The sequence below is a fragment of the Xenorhabdus budapestensis genome, assembly GCF_017743015.1.
Lineage (GTDB): Bacteria > Pseudomonadota > Gammaproteobacteria > Enterobacterales > Enterobacteriaceae > Xenorhabdus > Xenorhabdus budapestensis.
Window position 1 is genome coordinate 3,579,229 of record NZ_CP072455.1, and the last position, 17,085, is coordinate 3,596,313.

The window sequence follows — 17,085 nt, forward strand, 5'->3', positions numbered from 1 at the left end:
GTGATATGTTATGGTTTTTCGGAGTAAATCATCAGGTTACTTTATGAATAATATTGAGAATCTTACCTCAATGGTGATCTTTGCTCGCGTAGTGGAGACACTGAGTTTTACCGAAGCTGCAAAATCATTAAGGCTGTCCAAGTCTTCTGTCAGCCGTGAAATTTCACAGCTAGAGGTAAGATTGGGCACTCAATTACTCAACCGAACCACACGCAAAATCCAGGTGACAGAAGTCGGGATGAATTATTACCAGTACTGCCACCGTATTCTTGATGAAGCCAAAAACGCTGAACGTTTTATCCGCAATTTTCATGAAGAGCCAATGGGTAGCCTCCGTCTGATTGCCCCGGTGTCTTTTGGTAGCCAATGTATTGTCCCTGTCCTGAACAATTTTGTCGCCGGGAATATCCATGTCAGTGTTGATATGGAACTGACAGACAGAATTATTAATATGGAAGATGATCACTGCGATATAGCAGTTGTGATAGGGCGTGAAACACCAAATCATCCACTTGTTATGCCTCTGATTGATATCACTTGGGGGCTTTACGCCGCTCCAGACTATATCAGCCAGTTTTCAGCCATCAAGAAACCGGAAGATCTCCCCCACTATGATTACCTGCTCTTCCGTGGCCCCGCACATACTATTTCTCTGCCGTTTAGAAAAGAGAGACATAAATTCGATATTGAAGTACGTAGCCGTTTTCGCATCAATAACAGTGTAGCATTGATGAGTTCTGCACTGGCTGGTGCCGGTATTGCCTATCTGCCGGATTACATCACCCGTGAATCGGTAGCAGCCGGAAAGCTGATACGACTTCTTCCCGAATGGAACATGGATATCTATCAATCCTGGATATTGTTTAAATCAGAAGAGACACTCTCTTCACGTGTGCGGCTTTTTGCCAACACTTTACAACATAAGCTGAAACAAGATCTGGAAAATGACAGGCAGGAATAAGCCAAGAAGATTTTTACGAGTACAGCACTGTATCCACAATGCTGTACCCGTAACAAATATCATCCTGCTAGCCCAACAATTACCAGTGACAGTTATCTATCAATAATAGTTACCATGACGGTAATCCCAAGTCGTGAAAATATCAGACATCATTACCATAATTTTGTTTACATCCAAACCTTTACGAATCAATACCGGACACGGAGTAATATCACGCTGACCATTTTGTACCGGAACTAATTTGCCGTTTTCATCCACCATTGAAATCATCACACCCTGCTCATAACGGGTTTGTTCAGTTTCATTTGGCTGGATAGATTTAACATAATCATTAGCGGCAATAATCAAATCTGCACGCTCTTCAATACGTTCACCGATACATTCAACCAATCCCCGATTACCTTTACCTGATGGATTAGCTGAACTGGCAAAAGAGAATTTACCATATTTTTCCCACAGCTCTTTCGCCAGAATTTCGCCGGGTCTGCCGAATTTAATCACGAAACAGCTTGTACCACGATTATCCATCATCAATTCTTTGGAACCATCATCGGGAATGCGTCCTACAGCTTTTGCTTTCCATGGCAAAATACAACCTAGCAATACATCTGCATCCCAATGCTTTTGATAAAGTTCTTCAATTTCCGGGTTAAGCTGAGCCAGCTCTTTCAGTTGTTCCAGAGATCCACACAGTACCACTCCTGGTTTATTACGATTACGCTGCTTGGCTTCAAATTTACGTTCCAGCCCTTTCGCATCGGAAGTCATAATGATGTAGCCCACTTTAGTTGGACAAACAATCATTCCACCATCATTAGAAAGGATCTCTACCGCTTCCTGCTGTAACTCTTGATTCCATTGAATTTTTTTACCGCTCATATATTGATACCCTTTGACTTAAAACTGAAGAACGATTAATCCGTTAACGCTGGTAGTAACCGGTAATAGTGGCTGTTGCCAGAGTGTTGGCCTGGATCACAAAACGCGCAACCGCATTTGTTGTTTCTGAATCAATACCCAGTTTCTCTACCGACAAGGCATGCACCGTGAAAATATAGCGATGAGCTTTATCTCCCTCAGGTGGACAAGGCCCGCCAAAGCCGAATACTCCATAATCATTTTTGCTTTGGATCATGCCGACTGGCTGCTTATTACCATCACTCAGTCCCGAATCTGCAGGCAAAGTTTGTATTTCCAGCGGAATATCAAAAACAACCCAATGCCAGAAACCGCTGCCCGTTGGCGCATCCGGATCATAAACCGTAATAGCAAAACTTTTTGTTCCGACTGGAACATTTGTCCAGGCAAGCTCAGGTGAACGATTACCACCATTGGCACCAAATTCGTTAAATTCATGTTCTTTGCGCAAGAAATCATTATTCTTAAATTCAGTTGAAGTGATTATCACGCTTATCTCCTCATAGGAATGCCTTTAAAAACATCCTAGCGCAGTTTTTTTATGCTGCAAGATTAAGCTATAGTTTTACCTGATTGTTTCAATTTGGCAACAATAAGTGCGTTTTTGGGCATTTTTTTATTCATATGGCTACTGGATATAGTAACGATCAGTAAAGGCGGTAAAAAAAGAAAAAACCCGTCATTGGACGGGTCTTAAAACAGCGCTTATTTATGGCTGAATTATATTAAACACTCTTTTTCGAAGCCTGCAAATACAACAATTCTAATCCAATCGTCGCTGCCGCCAGCGCGGTAATTTCTGATTGGTCATAGGCAGGAGCAACTTCCACGACATCCATACCAACGATGTTCAAAGGTTGCAGACCACGCAGGATTTTCAACGCACGATCTGAAGTCAGGCCACCGATCACTGGTGTCCCTGTGCCGGGTGCAAATGCCGGATCAAGACAATCAATATCGAAGGTCAGATATACAGGCAGATCACCGACAACAGCTTTGATCTGCTCAACAACATCTTCAACGCTACGATCATTAACCTGTCCGGCATCTAATACCGTGAAATCATTATCGATATCGTGCTCGGTACGAATACCGATTTGTACTGAATGGGCAGAATCGATTAGCCCCTCATTTGGTGCATGGTAAAACATCGTACCGTGATCAAACTTGCTGCCATTCGGGTAGGTATCCGTATGAGCATCAAAATGCACTAGAGCCATTTTACCGAAATGTTTTGCATGAGCGCGCAAAAGTGGCAATGTAACAAAGTGGTCACCACCAAAAGAAAGCATCTTCTTACCTGACGCCAGCACTTTCTCAGCATGAGCCTGCAACTTTTCGCTCATATCCTGAGCATCACCAAAATTAAATACCAGATCACCACAATCCACGACATTCAGGCGTTTACGCAAGCTGAAGTTCCATGGCCAACGGCTGCTTTCCCAAGCCAGATTAGTCGATACCTGACGAATGGCTGCTGGCCCGTGGCGACTGCCGGCTCGTCCCGATGTAGCCATATCAAAAGGCACGCCGATAATCACCCATTCTGCATCACTGAAATAAGGTTGGAAATTCAACGGGAAGCGCAGGAAGCCAAAGGCATTTGAAACCAAGGAGTTATCGATTTGGTTTCCTAAGGAACTAATACTCATGATATTTCCCCAAAAGCCCCATGTTTAATGAACACGGAGCTTGATTACGCTAACTTCAAAATAGTCTAGGTTTTAAAATTAAATTTAAAAACAATAAATTACTGCCTAAAGAGAACAGATATGTACTTATTCATGTACAAACAGAAAAAGTCCCAAACACTCTAGCTTGGTAACTACTTCTATAGTATTAGACATATTTTTTTCTTACCACTATTTTGAGCAGAATTACATTAAATAAATGCTACGATGACCTGAAAGAAAAACGAGGATTTGTTCAATCATGAGACAGCTCCGTTGTTTGATAACCTACCTGAAATGGGTTGACTTGAATTCGATTAGATGAAAATCATGGTCTTACTGTGTGAAACGAAATGGGAACTGAAATCAATCATTACCAGCTAACTCTCATTTGCTGGACATGTTTATCCGCTAACCCTTCATTGATCAAAGCATCTATATTGCCCTCAGAAAGTGCGCGGTATTGTGCTGGTGTCAGTTGATATTCTTGCATTACCTTTTCTGGTTCATTTTCCCAACGTGCCTGTACTTCAGGTTTAGAAATTAAATCATCAAGCAAGTCATTCACATCTTTCATTTTATTCTGCATAGTTAATTTTCTCACTGATTCATATAAAAGCGTTGTATGGTATGTAAAAACACCTTTAATATATGAGGTAAATTATAAAAAATGTTCAAATTAACTGCTTAAAAAAACATATTTAGCGGTTCTCTTAAGATGCTATTTATTAACAATGATGCTTAAATTTATAAAAAGCAATTAGATTTTTTTTATGGTAATTAACCAAGAGTTAATTAAGGTAAACATCTATTCGGCTTCAAAAAGCTCTGATAAAAATCCGCACTCTCTGCTCTCATAGTTGCAACAGACTTAACAGACTAAGTTATTAGTTCTGAATTAGATGTGGAATGTTGATTAGAATCAATTTGGCGAAATGGGAGGTGATTTTCAATTATCACAGACCACACAGTGGCTTGAAAGGTAAAACGCCTTATAGGGGGCCTGTAAAAAATGAGAACGTAAAAGTGTTCTGTCAGTCGAAATCAAAACAGACTTGGATTCGACTAATAATTATCAAACATTATTACAGCAATCCCTTACTTTGAAATATACGTTGATAAATTTCATGTACCACTTTTTCTTTTCTCTTATTATAGTCCATTACCTGTTTAACATTATTTTTAGCAGTTCTTCGCAGCTATATATCGTTCACAATCTTCAGGATGTTCTCTAAGCCAATCACGAAACCAAATATGTCGGATGTGTTCAGGGCAATCAAGACCAAAAACATGAAGATTAACTCTAGGTTTTGCCAAGCGAAGGCATCGATGTTGATAAAAATTCGGTTCACGAACCGTTAAATCATAACCAAGCCGCTCCAATGCTGGTACATATTTTTCTTCTTGAGTTGGATCTTCCACAATAAGATCAATATCAATAACAGGTTTGGCAACCATCCCAGGAACTGCCGTCGACCCAACGTGCTCAATATTCAAGACAACGTTACCAAGTGTTTCTTTGATAACCGAAGAAAGTTATTGCCATGTAACTAACCATTCAGGATTGTATTCTACAACGTCAATCGTCTCTTCAGCAGGTTTACCATGTACCCAGGGACTTTCATTAGGATCAGGCTCCGGGAAGAAGGTAATATCTTTAATATTTATCACTAACTCGCTCCTTATTTCTTTGCTTAAGAAGGAAAGGGAACTTCTAATTTCTAAGTGAAAGTATCACTTTTATTACGATAACCAAAATCAGTGTTCCACATCACATAAGAGCTATCAAAATATTTAGACATTTCTTTGTTAAATTTACCCGCTATTTTTGTGTTCGAACTTATCGCAAAAAAAGTTCACAGAAAAAGTGCGACTTCGCATAGTGATTAAATAAATAGCCATCCCAAATCAAATGATTATTTAAAATCCATGATAAAGAATGGCTATTAATGAAGATTAGTAACTAATCAGAATGACTCATCTTCCAAGTAAGTGTAACCATACAGGCCATTTTCAAACTCTTGCAGGAATTGCTCTTGCAAATTTTCACCTAAATCAGTCGATTTCACTTGATCACGAAAACGAGTCAATAGCACTTGTGGCTCCAGTTTCACATATTGAAGCATATTGGCTACCGTATCACCCTCTTCACTCTGCTGATAAGTGACTTCACCGTTTTCTGAAACGTAAACATCAATGGCCGCTGTATCACCAAACAGGTTATGCATATTGCCCAGAATTTCCTGATATGCCCCGACCATAAAGAAACCAATCAATGGAGGGTTTTCCGGATCGTAAGCTGGCATTGGCATTGTTGTTGCCACACCGTCGCCATCAACATAATGATCAATAATACCATCAGAGTCACAAGTAATATCCAGCAATACAGCACGACGATCTAATGGCTTATCCAGTCCCTCAAGTGGCAGGACAGGGAACAGTTGATCGATTCCCCAAGCATCAGGCATAGACTGGAACAGGGAAAAATTAACATAGAATTTATCCGCCATGCGCTCCTGTAATTCATCAATGATCGGTCGGTGAGCACGGTTACTTGGATCAAGATCCTGCTGAATATGACGGCAGATATTTAAATATAATTCCTCTGCCCAGGCTCTTTCAGAGAGGCTTAATATCCCGTGCGCATATTGGGTATGAACATCGTGCAGGTCAAACTGACTGTCATGCAACCATTCACGCAAAGAACGCTTATAGCCCCCTTCCTGCATCTCCCGCCATGTATCCCATAAACTTGTCAGAGGACGTGCCGCATCTTCTGCTGGTGGCGTTGTATCGGTGAACTCATTACGTTCAACCCCAATAACATTGGAGATCAAAACAGTATGGTGAGCCGTCAATGCCCGACCGGATTCAGTGATCACGGTTGGATGGGGCAGGCCATGTTCCTCACAGGCATCACCAATGCCCCAAATGACATTGTTCGCATATTCATTCAGGCCATAGTTAACAGAACATTCTGACTGGGAACGCGTACCTTCGTAATCAACGCCCAGTCCTCCGCCAACATCAAAACACTGAATGTTAACACCCAGTTTATACAGCTCGACATAAAAACGGGCAGATTCACGCACACCTGTTGCCACATCCCGGATATTCGCAAGCTGAGAACCCAGATGGAAATGCAGCAGTTGTAAGCTGTCCAGCTTCCCGGCCGCACGGAGGGTTTCAACCAATTGCAGCACTTGCGCCGCTGCCAGACCAAACTTAGATTTCTCACCACCACTGGACTGCCATTTACCTGCTCCCTGTGAAGCAAGACGCGACCGTACTCCAAGGCGGGGAATGACATTAATGCGTTCCGCTTCTTCCAGCACCATCTCTATTTCGGACATTTTCTCGATAACCAGATACACTTTGTGTCCCAGTTTTTCACCGATCAGTGCCAGACGAATATATTCACGATCTTTATAGCCATTACAGACGATGACAGTCCGCGTCATGCCTGCATGAGCCAACACAGCCATCAGTTCGGCTTTGGAGCCCGCTTCCAACCCAACAGGCTCACCAGAATTTGCCAACGATTCGATCACACGGCGCTGTTGGTTTACCTTAATCGGATAAACCAGAAAATAATCACCTTTATAACCATAAGATTCACGGGCGCGTTTAAATGCAGCATTGATGGAACGCAAACGGTGTTGCAGGATCTGAGGAAAACAAAACAATGCAGGCAATCGTAACTGTTTTTTCTCTTCCTGAACTTTTCTTACCAGCTCGACAAGCTCAACTTGTGCTTCCGGCAAATCAGGATTTGGACAAACACTGACATTACCCAGATCATTGACGTAGTAATAGTTACCGCCCCAATATGCAATATTGTAGGTCTGTCGCATTTTACGTGCGATATTATCATTCATGGCAGTCTCCTTCATGGAGTAGAGATTTGCCTTCACCTGTAGTCAATAACCCAAGACGCTATTTATTGTGCGTATCTTGCGCATTAATAAATGTCAGGGAACAGCATGCTCTTAAATTATAGAAACGTTTAGAGGGAACTAAACAATATGTATTTACTGTTTGCAATATAACTTCAGTTCAAAATTACCCGTCTGCTTGAACGCTTCAGGTAACATCGGATTGAGTTCATATCGATAAGAGAGGAACAAGATGTGGATACATCAATGGCATAATGTGGCTGTTGGCCGTTAACAATCAGCAGATAATGGTTCATAACCCCATTCACCCCACATGGCTTATTATCACGAAAGCCGTTTCTCAATTGAGAAGCAGAACACGCATAAACGCACCCTGCAAACGCCCATAACTTGAAGTGCAAAAAACCTATCAGTTACGGGCGCTGTTTATACCTGTAATCCTGCAAAATTGCAAAACGAAATTTATTTATACTTAACAGATTTAGATAGATTTACTCGATAGATTTCGAATCTAAAGAAATACAGAGGAGAAACCTAAAATGTCATACTGTGAAAGATATTTAAAACCAAAAAAACTGGTATATTCGGCAATAGTAACTTAGACTAGCCGTCTAGATGGTAAAACATCCACCCTTAAACCGAAATTATATTTAAGGTAACGAAATATAATGACTACACACCTTTTTACTTCTGAATCCGTTTCAGAAGGTCATCCAGATAAAATTGCTGACCAGATTTCCGACGCTGTTCTTGATGCGATCTTAGAACAAGATCCCAAGGCTCGTGTAGCTTGTGAAACTTATGTGAAAACCGGTATGGTTATGGTTGGTGGTGAAATTACCACCAGTGCTTGGGTTGATATTGAAGAAATTACCCGCAGTACTGTGCGCGAAATTGGCTATACCAGCTCAGACATGGGTTTTGATGCTAATTCTTGTGCAGTAATTAGTGCGATTGGCAAACAGTCACCTGATATCAATCAGGGTGTTGACCGGGCTGATCCTCTGGAGCAAGGAGCTGGTGATCAGGGATTGATGTTTGGCTATGCAACCAACGAAACCGACGTATTGATGCCAGCACCTGTTACATATGCTCACCGTCTGGTTGAACGTCAGGCTCATATACGTAAAAACAAAACCCTGCCGTGGTTGCGTCCCGATGCCAAAAGTCAGGTTACATTCCAGTACGACAACGGTAAAATTGTCGGTATTGATGCAGTCGTACTCTCTACTCAGCATTCTGAAGAAATCGGCCAGAAAGAACTGCATGAAGCAGTTATGGATGAGATCATCAAGCCTGTATTGCCGGCTGAATGGCTCACTCCGATGACTAAATATTTCATCAACCCAACAGGCCGTTTCGTGATCGGGGGACCAATGGGTGACTGTGGTCTGACAGGTCGTAAGATTATTGTAGATACCTACGGTGGTATGGCTCGTCACGGTGGTGGAGCGTTCTCAGGTAAAGATCCATCTAAAGTTGACCGTTCTGCAGCTTATGCTGCACGTTACGTGGCTAAAAACATTGTCGCGGCAGGTCTGGCTGATCGCTGTGAGATCCAAGTGTCTTATGCTATCGGTGTTGCTGAACCAACTTCCATCATGGTTGAAACGTTCGGAACTGAAAAGGTGCCAACATCAACACTGATCCAATTGGTACGCGAATTCTTTGATCTGCGTCCTTACGGCCTGATCAAGATGTTGGATCTGTTGCATCCGATCTATCGTGATACAGCGGCATACGGTCACTTTGGTCGTGAGCAATTCCCGTGGGAAGCGACAAATAAAGCCGCGATCCTACGTGATGCAGCAGGGTTGAAATAACCTCTGTTATACCTAAAAAGCCCGCCCATACCGGCGGGCTTTTTAGTATTGTATTAGCCCGTAGCTATACCTATGAACATACATATTCGTTAGCTAAGTTACTCTAATAATTATTGCTGTTATGAAATTCGTTAAAGTTCCACTTCCTCTTCAGCAAGCAGTCATGCGTACTTTGCGACAAAAAATAGTTCAGGCAAGTGATTTTCTTGAACAAACCTTTCCCGAACCCAATGTGACCTATCAACAACGAGGTACAATTGCGGGAAGTGCTCGTCTACAGGATTGGGAAATTCGCCTTAACCCAATTCTGCTCATTGAAAATCAACAATCATTTATTGATGAAGTGATCCCCCACGAACTGGCTCATTTATTAGTTTACCATCAGTTTGGCAAAGTAGCGCCTCATGGCAAGGAGTGGCGTTATGTCATGGAAACTGTGTTTAAAGTTCCAGCTAATCGAACACACCAATTTTCAGTCCAATCCGTTTGTAGTAAGACATTCATTTATTCTTGCCACTGCCAACAGCATGAACTGAGCATCAGGCAACACAATAAAGTGATCAGGGGAAAAAATTGTTATGTTTGCCGCCAATGCGGAGAGCGATTAACTCTATTAGAAGATCATAAGTAACGGTAACAAAATGCCCTATAATCAGGGCACTTCACTTAAGAAATCAGTAGTTATAATTGAACACACCCAATAGAACTTGCAACTTGAAAAATGACGGGCATATGATTGTGTTCATTTGTTAATAGCACTTTTATTCGTATTCGACTTAATTCTTCCTGCTTCGCTAATAACCTGATCTGCTGTTTTTCCATTCAGTGATTGATAAAACTTCTTTTCCAGCTTTTCCATATCTTCATATTTGATACTTCCATGCTTGTTATTTTTAAATAATTCATCAAAATCGATACTATTAAGCATGACAGTATTCAATGAATCATCAAATTTTAATTTTTTATCTTCAGATAAAGTATCCCTTATCTTTTCGATGGATATTTTTACTGCCATTTCATTTGTACCATCAATCTTAAGTTGATTATCGCACCCGACCAATGTAAAACTTAACAAACAAATTAATAACAAATTTTTCATAATCATCCCCGCCAATGACTTGTCGTATAATAATAGCAGAGTGCTGAGAAAATAAATCACCTTAACTAAAAAAATTGTCATTAAATATAAACGCATTGATAAATTGTTTATTTATTATGTTGTATCATTAAACTGTATATCGTCATTTAAACTACTCTTCCGATAACATCTTAAAAAAGACAGCAAAAATAGACCACACAAACTGTAATCACATATCAATAATAATTCTCAAAATTTATTTCACATGTTTATTATTTTATTATAAAAATCAATTACCCCCCCTTATTTATTGATACAAGATTTTTATATTTAAATCCGAATTTAAGAATTAATCCAATAATACTCTTTGAACAGATGGTTTAGCATACCCAAAAATCAAAGTACCTGGAGAAGATAATGAAGAAATTGCATGATATCGCAAAAGAACTATTACCTGCTAAGTCTTATAAAATGCTGATTGACGGTGAATGGGTAGACAGTGTTTCAAAAGAAACAATGAAAAGCTATAATCCGGCAACTGGCGAATTACTGACTGAATATGCGGCGGGAAATGCTCAGGATATTGAACTTGCCGTCCAGGCAGCAACCAAAGCCTTACCCACCTGGAGCAAAACTTCAGCGGCAGAAAGGCAATCTATTTTGTTGAAAATTGCTGACTTATTGGAAGCAGAAGCAGAGCGTTTTATCACCCTTGAAACATTAGATGGTGGTAAGACACAAGCTTTATGCCGCAATTTTGACATTCCTTTTGCTATCGATCATTTCCGTTATTTTGCAGGTGTGATCCGCTCTCACTCTGATGCAATGGATATCATTGATGATGATAACCTGAGTCTGGTGATCAGAGAGCCAATCGGTGTAATCGGGCAAATCATTCCCTGGAACTTCCCACTGCTAATGGCAGCCTGGAAACTTGCTCCTGCCCTAGCTGCGGGTAATACGGTGGTTATCAACCCTGCCAGCCTGACTCCTATTAGTTTGCTGGAATTGGGACGTATCATAAATCAAGTTCTTCCTGCAGGCGTTGTCAATATTGTCACAGGTCGTGGTTCTGTTGTCGGTCAGGCAATCCTTGATCATGAAAGTATTGACAAAGTGGCCTTTACAGGCTCAACAGAAGTCGGTTACAACGTTGCCGCCGCCGCCGCTAAGAGACTTATTCCGGCCACGCTGGAGCTGGGAGGAAAATCAGCCAATATCATTTTCCCTGATGCCAATATGAAAAAAGCTGTCAAATATGCAGCTAACGCTATTTTGCTGAATCAGGGACAGGCTTGTGAATCTGGTGCACGTCTATTCCTGCATAAAGATATCTATGATTCATTCCTGCAATCGTTGAAAACTGTTTTCGAATCCGTTCGAGTCGGCGATCCAATGGATCCTGCAACTGAAATGGGCTGTCAAGTCAGCGAAGAACAAATGAATACGATCCTAGGCTATATTGATCTTGCCAAACAGGAAGGAGCAACCATCCTTACTGGCGGCAAACGCATAACAGGAACAGGATATGACGATGGGTTCTTTGTTCAGCCGACAATTCTCACTAATGTGACCAATGATATGCGTGTAGCACAGGAAGAAATCTTCGGGCCGGTTCTCTGTGTTATTCCATTCAGTGATGAAGACGAAGTCGTGGAGATGGCTAACGATTCAGAATATGGTCTGGCTGGTGCGGTCTGGACACAGGATATTAATCGTGCTCTGCGTGTCGCTAAAGCTGTTAAGACTGGTCGTATGTGGATCAATACCTACCATGAACTTCCTGCCCACACACCATTCGGTGGTTATAAAAAATCAGGACTTGGGCGAGAAACACATAAAATGATTTTGGATGCTTATACTCAGGTCAAAAATATCTATATCAGCACCAAAGAATAATCATAAGAGAAAATCATCCTGAAAAATAATCGCCACCTCAAAGGTGGCGATTCAAAACACTTATAACTCTTTTACAGAGCCTGGCACTTCACCATTTAATGCTCGATTCATTTTTTCTTTATCCAAAGCACCTTCCCAACGAGCTACAACAATACAAGCACAGGCATTACCGACGAAATTGGTCAATGCACGACATTCAGACATAAATCTATCAATGCCTAAAATAAGTGCCATGCCAGCTATTGGGATACTTGGTACAACAGATAGAGTCGCAGCCAAAGTAATAAAACCAGCGCCTGTAATACCTGCTGCACCTTTTGAACTGATCATTGCAATTAATAATAAAGAAATTTGCTCTGTGATACTTAAATCAATACCAGTGGCTTGAGCAATAAATAATGCAGCCATTGTCATGTAAATATTAGTACCATCAAGATTGAATGAGTAACCTGTTGGGACAACTAACCCTACAACAGATTTCTCACAACCAGCATTTTCCATTTTCCTCATTAAGCTAGGTAAAGCAGCTTCAGAAGAAGATGTACCTAATATTAAAAACAGCTCATCTTTAATATATTTCATTAATTGGATAATAGAAAATCCGTTATATTTTGCAACTCCCCCCAGAACAACCAAAACAAAAATTAATGATGTAATGTAGAAAGTGGCGATTAGTATTATCAGATTACCAATAGATGAAATACCATATTTACCAATGGTAAATGCCATTGCTCCAAATGCACCAATTGGAGCCAGTTTCATTAACATACTTACCATCTTAAAAACAGGTTCAGAGAGACTTTGTAAAAATACTAATACAGGCTCCGCTTTTTTCCCTGTTAATGCTAGCGAGAGGCCAAAGATAACAGAAATAAAGAGAACCTGGAGAATATTGCCATTTACAAGCGGGCTGACAACGGTTTCAGGTATCACATCCATAAGAAAACCAACAACAGATGATTCGTGAGCTTTTTCCACATAATCCGCGACCTTACTCCCATCCAACGATTCAGGCGAGATATTCAGCCCATCACCGGGGCGAATAATATTAGCGACAATTAAACCAATAATTAAAGCAAGCGTTGAAAATGTCAGAAAATATAACATTGATTTTCCGACGACACTCCCCACTGCTTTCATATTACTCATACTCGCTATTCCTGTTACAACGGTCAGAAAAATAACAGGAGCAATAATCATTTTCACGATCTTGATGAAAGCATCACCTAACGGTTTAAGTGATTCACCTATATCCGGATAAAAATGACCAAGAGAAATACCCAGTACAATTGCAAAAATGACTTGTACGTAAAGGATCTTATACAACGGTTTTTTCTTTAAACTATGATGCATAGTGTGCCCTATTGTTAATGTTATTACGGCTCAATCCCACTCTTCTTACTTTATGATATTGAATTTTATGGTGGTGTAGATGAAATAAACTGATTTCCATCGCAAGGATACCAAAATATCAGCATACATATAAAACACCTACCGTATTTTATTAGTTATACAAACAACTTAATGCTATAACTGTCACTATTATCAAATGTTACTGTATCTAGCATTTACAATAAAATATCTTTTATTTTGTTTCATTTAATTTGTTCTGGAAAATGTATTCAATGTCACAAAATTCGCAGATTTTTATTAAAACACCTGATTAATATTAAGAACCTTCCTAATCACTAATACGCACTTTTTTATCAAAAATTTTGGGGCGTTTTTCAATACTCATAAATGAAATCGCCACCTAAAAGGTGGCGATTTCATTTCAGATTATTTACAACTCAGAAAAATTAATTACTTACGGCGCCATGTTGTTCCCTGTGGGCCATCTTCCAGTTCGATACCCATTGCATTAAGCTGGTCACGCGCGGCATCAGCCAAAGCCCAATCTTTGTTTTTACGAGCATCGTTACGCTGTTTAATCAACGCTTCAATTTGGGCAACGTCACCATCCGCATAAGCACTACTTTGCAGGAACTGGTCAGGATCTTGCTCCAGCAGACCCAGAATACCCGAGAGTTTACGCAGCTCAGCCGCCAGACCATTTGCCGCAGCCATATCATCTACTTTCAGGCGATTGATCTCGCGAGCCATATCAAACAGCACGGAATAGGCTTCCGGCGTGTTGAAGTCATCATTCATTGCTTCCACAAAACGGGCTTCAAAGGCTTCACCACCAGCAGGCTGAGCAGATTTATCTGTACCACGCAAAGAAGTATACAGACGCTCAAGTGCAGTACGAGCCTGTTTCAGATTCTCTTCTGTATAGTTCAACTGGCTGCGATAGTGACCAGACATCAGGAAATAACGCACAGTCTCAGCATCGTAATAATCCAGCACATCACGAATAGTAAAGAAGTTGTTCAGAGATTTGGACATCTTCTCTTTATCCACCATCACCATGCCGGAATGCATCCAATAGTTCACATAAGGGCCATCATGAGCACAGGTAGATTGTGCAATCTCATTTTCATGATGCGGAAACATTAAATCTGAACCACCGCCATGAATATCAAAATGATGTCCTAACTGTTTGGCATTCATAGCAGAACATTCGATGTGCCAACCCGGACGGCCTGAACCCCATGGAGATTCCCAGCTAGGTTCACCCGGTTTGGACATTTTCCACAACACAAAATCCATTGGATTACGTTTTACATCAGCAACTTCAACACGCGCCCCCGCCTGCAATTGCTCAAGATCCTGGCGAGAAAGCAGCCCATAATCAGGATTGGTGTCAATGGAGAACATCACATCACCGTTATCTGCAACGTAAGCGTGCCCACGCTTGATCAACTGTTCAGTGAGCTCAATAATTTCAGGGACATGCTGTGTTGCACGCGGCTCTGAATCCGGACGCAGGATATTCAGTGCATCAAAATCGCTGTACATCTCATTCAACATACGTGTAGTCAGCGCTTCACAGTTTTCATTATTTTCAATAGCACGCTTGATGATTTTGTCATCTATATCCGTCACATTACGAACATACGTCAAATCATAGCCTAAATAACGCAGGTAACGGGAAATGACGTCAAAAGCAACAAAAGTTCTGCCGTGACCAATATGACACATATCATAAATGGTGATGCCACACACGTACATGCCCACTTTCCCTTTATGGATCGGCTTAAATTCTTCTTTTTGGCGACTGAGAGTATTGAAAATTTTTAGCATCGGTGGGTTTTCCGTAAAAATTGATGTACGTGTAATAAAAAACAAAAGCGAACAAATCCGCTGATTATAGGCTTCCTTATCAGCTATATAAATAAACTATAATATAAAAAGCCAGGTGGGCTATTTCACCTTGATATGGTGAGCTTTGCAAGCATTGCGATCCGCCTTGTTCACATGAGATTGTAGAGTACTGACTCAAGATCACAGATATGGTATAAAAGCCCTTGTTCCGAATACTCTAGAATATTAGGGTCAATCAAAATTATTATTAGGATTTCTATTATGGTGACTTTTCATACCAATTTCGGCGATATCGTAATTAATACTTTCGCTGAAAAAGCGCCTGTAACTGTTGAAAATTTTTTGAATTACTGCCGTGAAGGCTTCTACGACAACACTATTTTTCACCGCGTCATCAATGGCTTCATGATTCAAGGTGGTGGTTTTGAACCTGGTATGAAGCAAAAAACTACTCAATCCCCTATCCAGAACGAAGCCAATAATGGCCTGAAGAACAGTCATGGTACTATCGCAATGGCACGTACCAATGATCCACATTCTGCAACGGCTCAATTCTTCATCAACGTTGTTGATAATGATTTCCTGAATTTCCGCTCAGAGCGCCCGGACGGCTGGGGTTACTGTGTATTTGCTGAAGTTGTGGAAGGCATGGATGTGGTTGATAAAATCAAAGGTGTTTCCACCGGCCGCAGCGGCATGCACCAAGATGTGCCACACGAAGATGTGATCATTGAACGTGTCACTGTCAGCGAATAATTATTTATACAATATCCACAATTAGAGAATAGTTAATCGTTACATGAGTACACTGTTTATTGCAGATTTGCATCTCAGTGCGCAAGAACCGGCAATTACTGCCGGTTTTCTACGTTTTTTGCGTGAAGATGCAATTCATGCTGAAAGTCTGTATATCCTCGGTGATTTTTTTGATTACTGGATTGGTGATGATGATCCCAATCCCCTGCACACTGAAATAGCCCAGGCACTTAATGCACTGAGACAAAAAGGGGTTTCCTGTTATTTTCTTCATGGTAACCGTGATTTTTTGTTAAGTTCCCGGTTTGCCAAAGAGAGTGGCCTGATTCTGCTGCCGCAAGAAAAGGTATTGGAATTATACGGTAAACGTATTCTGATCTTGCACGGCGATACGCTCTGCACCGATGATGCAGGTTATCAACAATATCGTAAACGAGTACATACCCCGTGGATCCAGCGGCTGTTTTTACTTCTTCCTCTGTTTATTCGGCTAAAAATTGCGGCCAAAATGCGGGCCGGAAGCCAATATGCTAACCGCCAGAAATCCGAATCAATCATGGATGTCAACCAACAGGCTGTTATTGAACACTTTAACAAATATCAGGTCGATTGGATGATCCACGGGCATACTCATCGTCCAGCGATCCATGATATCCAAATCAACGATAAAACCATGCATCGTGGCGTATTAGGGGCCTGGCACAATCAAGGTTCGATGTTTAAAGTGACAGAAGCATCTATTGAACTGATATTTTTCCCTTTTTGAATTCTCTGATCTTTTACTGGAAAAATCGACGAATCAAGCAACGCAAACGTTTTCCTTGTGCAATTCGCATGATATGATCCACCGTCTTACAATATTATTTTGATCTTGGTT

The 17,085-nt window shown here is 40.9% G+C and carries 16 protein-coding genes; 6 read left to right on the top strand and 10 right to left on the bottom strand.

Annotated features, from left to right (window positions below; genetic code table 11):
* The first annotated feature begins 43 nt into the window (after positions 1-43).
* Entirely contained in the window at positions 44-961 is a 918-nt protein-coding gene (locus tag HGO23_RS15765) for a LysR family transcriptional regulator (protein ID WP_209027215.1), read from the top strand.
* A gap of 99 nt (positions 962-1,060) precedes the next feature.
* Here the strand turns inward: HGO23_RS15765 and HGO23_RS15770 are convergent, their stop codons facing one another.
* The 7 genes from HGO23_RS15770 to speA form a co-directional block, all read right to left on the bottom strand.
* Positions 1,061-1,840, bottom strand: a complete 780-nt coding sequence (locus tag HGO23_RS15770; RefSeq protein ID WP_209027216.1) for an L-threonylcarbamoyladenylate synthase — start codon at positions 1,838-1,840, stop codon at positions 1,061-1,063.
* Between the two features lie 43 nt (positions 1,841-1,883).
* Complete coding sequence (locus HGO23_RS15775) at positions 1,884-2,369, bottom strand: YbhB/YbcL family Raf kinase inhibitor-like protein (RefSeq protein WP_099136320.1); 486 nt, start codon at positions 2,367-2,369, stop codon at positions 1,884-1,886.
* A 235-nt stretch (positions 2,370-2,604) separates the two neighbouring features.
* Positions 2,605-3,531: an agmatinase gene (gene speB, locus HGO23_RS15780; RefSeq protein WP_209027217.1), complete on the bottom strand. Its 927-nt coding sequence runs from the start codon at positions 3,529-3,531 to the stop codon at positions 2,605-2,607.
* Positions 3,532-3,922: 391 nt separating this feature from the next.
* On the bottom strand, positions 3,923-4,138 hold the full coding sequence (locus HGO23_RS15785) for a hypothetical protein (protein WP_209027218.1): 216 nt from the start codon (positions 4,136-4,138) through the stop codon (positions 3,923-3,925).
* A 593-nt stretch (positions 4,139-4,731) separates the two neighbouring features.
* The gene (locus HGO23_RS19785; protein ID WP_244589941.1) at positions 4,732-5,046 is read right to left on the bottom strand and encodes a GrpB family protein; all 315 of its coding nucleotides are present in this window, start codon (positions 5,044-5,046) and stop codon (positions 4,732-4,734) included.
* 39 nt (positions 5,047-5,085) lie between these two features.
* Positions 5,086-5,220, bottom strand: a complete 135-nt coding sequence (locus HGO23_RS19960; RefSeq protein WP_280176111.1) for a hypothetical protein — start codon at positions 5,218-5,220, stop codon at positions 5,086-5,088.
* A 296-nt stretch (positions 5,221-5,516) separates the two neighbouring features.
* Positions 5,517-7,427 carry a biosynthetic arginine decarboxylase gene (gene speA / locus HGO23_RS15795; protein ID WP_209027219.1) on the bottom strand — a complete coding sequence of 637 codons (1,911 nt, stop codon included), beginning with the start codon at positions 7,425-7,427 and terminating at the stop codon, positions 5,517-5,519.
* A gap of 686 nt (positions 7,428-8,113) precedes the next feature.
* On the opposite strand from speA, the gene metK reads away from it, so the two are divergent.
* Together metK and HGO23_RS15805 are read left to right on the top strand one after the other, a co-directional pair.
* Positions 8,114-9,268: a methionine adenosyltransferase gene (metK, locus tag HGO23_RS15800; RefSeq protein WP_099136316.1), complete on the top strand. Its 1,155-nt coding sequence runs from the start codon at positions 8,114-8,116 to the stop codon at positions 9,266-9,268.
* 121 nt (positions 9,269-9,389) lie between these two features.
* Positions 9,390-9,899, top strand: coding sequence for a SprT family zinc-dependent metalloprotease (locus tag HGO23_RS15805; RefSeq protein ID WP_209027220.1), 510 nt, complete (start codon positions 9,390-9,392; stop codon positions 9,897-9,899).
* A gap of 111 nt (positions 9,900-10,010) precedes the next feature.
* Here HGO23_RS15805 and HGO23_RS15810 read toward each other — a convergent pair whose 3' ends face one another.
* Positions 10,011-10,367 carry a DUF6694 family lipoprotein gene (locus HGO23_RS15810; protein ID WP_099135774.1) on the bottom strand — a complete coding sequence of 119 codons (357 nt, stop codon included), beginning with the start codon at positions 10,365-10,367 and terminating at the stop codon, positions 10,011-10,013.
* 396 nt (positions 10,368-10,763) lie between these two features.
* Here HGO23_RS15810 and HGO23_RS15815 point away from each other — a divergent pair, with 396 nt between their 5' ends.
* A complete protein-coding gene (locus HGO23_RS15815) occupies positions 10,764-12,245 on the top strand; it encodes an aldehyde dehydrogenase family protein (protein WP_099135775.1) in 1,482 nt (493 codons plus the stop codon).
* Between the two features lie 60 nt (positions 12,246-12,305).
* On the opposite strand, the gene HGO23_RS15820 is transcribed toward HGO23_RS15815, so the two are convergent.
* Positions 12,306-13,598 carry a dicarboxylate/amino acid:cation symporter gene (locus HGO23_RS15820; RefSeq protein WP_099135776.1) on the bottom strand — a complete coding sequence of 431 codons (1,293 nt, stop codon included), beginning with the start codon at positions 13,596-13,598 and terminating at the stop codon, positions 12,306-12,308.
* Between the two features lie 450 nt (positions 13,599-14,048).
* Positions 14,049-15,431 carry a cysteine--tRNA ligase gene (gene cysS / locus HGO23_RS15825; RefSeq protein ID WP_209027221.1) on the bottom strand — a complete coding sequence of 461 codons (1,383 nt, stop codon included), beginning with the start codon at positions 15,429-15,431 and terminating at the stop codon, positions 14,049-14,051.
* Between the two features lie 282 nt (positions 15,432-15,713).
* Here cysS and ppiB point away from each other — a divergent pair, with 282 nt between their 5' ends.
* Positions 15,714-16,208: a peptidylprolyl isomerase B gene (gene ppiB / locus HGO23_RS15830; protein ID WP_099135778.1), complete on the top strand. Its 495-nt coding sequence runs from the start codon at positions 15,714-15,716 to the stop codon at positions 16,206-16,208.
* A gap of 43 nt (positions 16,209-16,251) precedes the next feature.
* Positions 16,252-16,974 carry a UDP-2,3-diacylglucosamine diphosphatase gene (gene lpxH, locus HGO23_RS15835; protein ID WP_209027222.1) on the top strand — a complete coding sequence of 241 codons (723 nt, stop codon included), beginning with the start codon at positions 16,252-16,254 and terminating at the stop codon, positions 16,972-16,974.
* Positions 16,975-17,085: the final 111 nt, after the last annotated feature.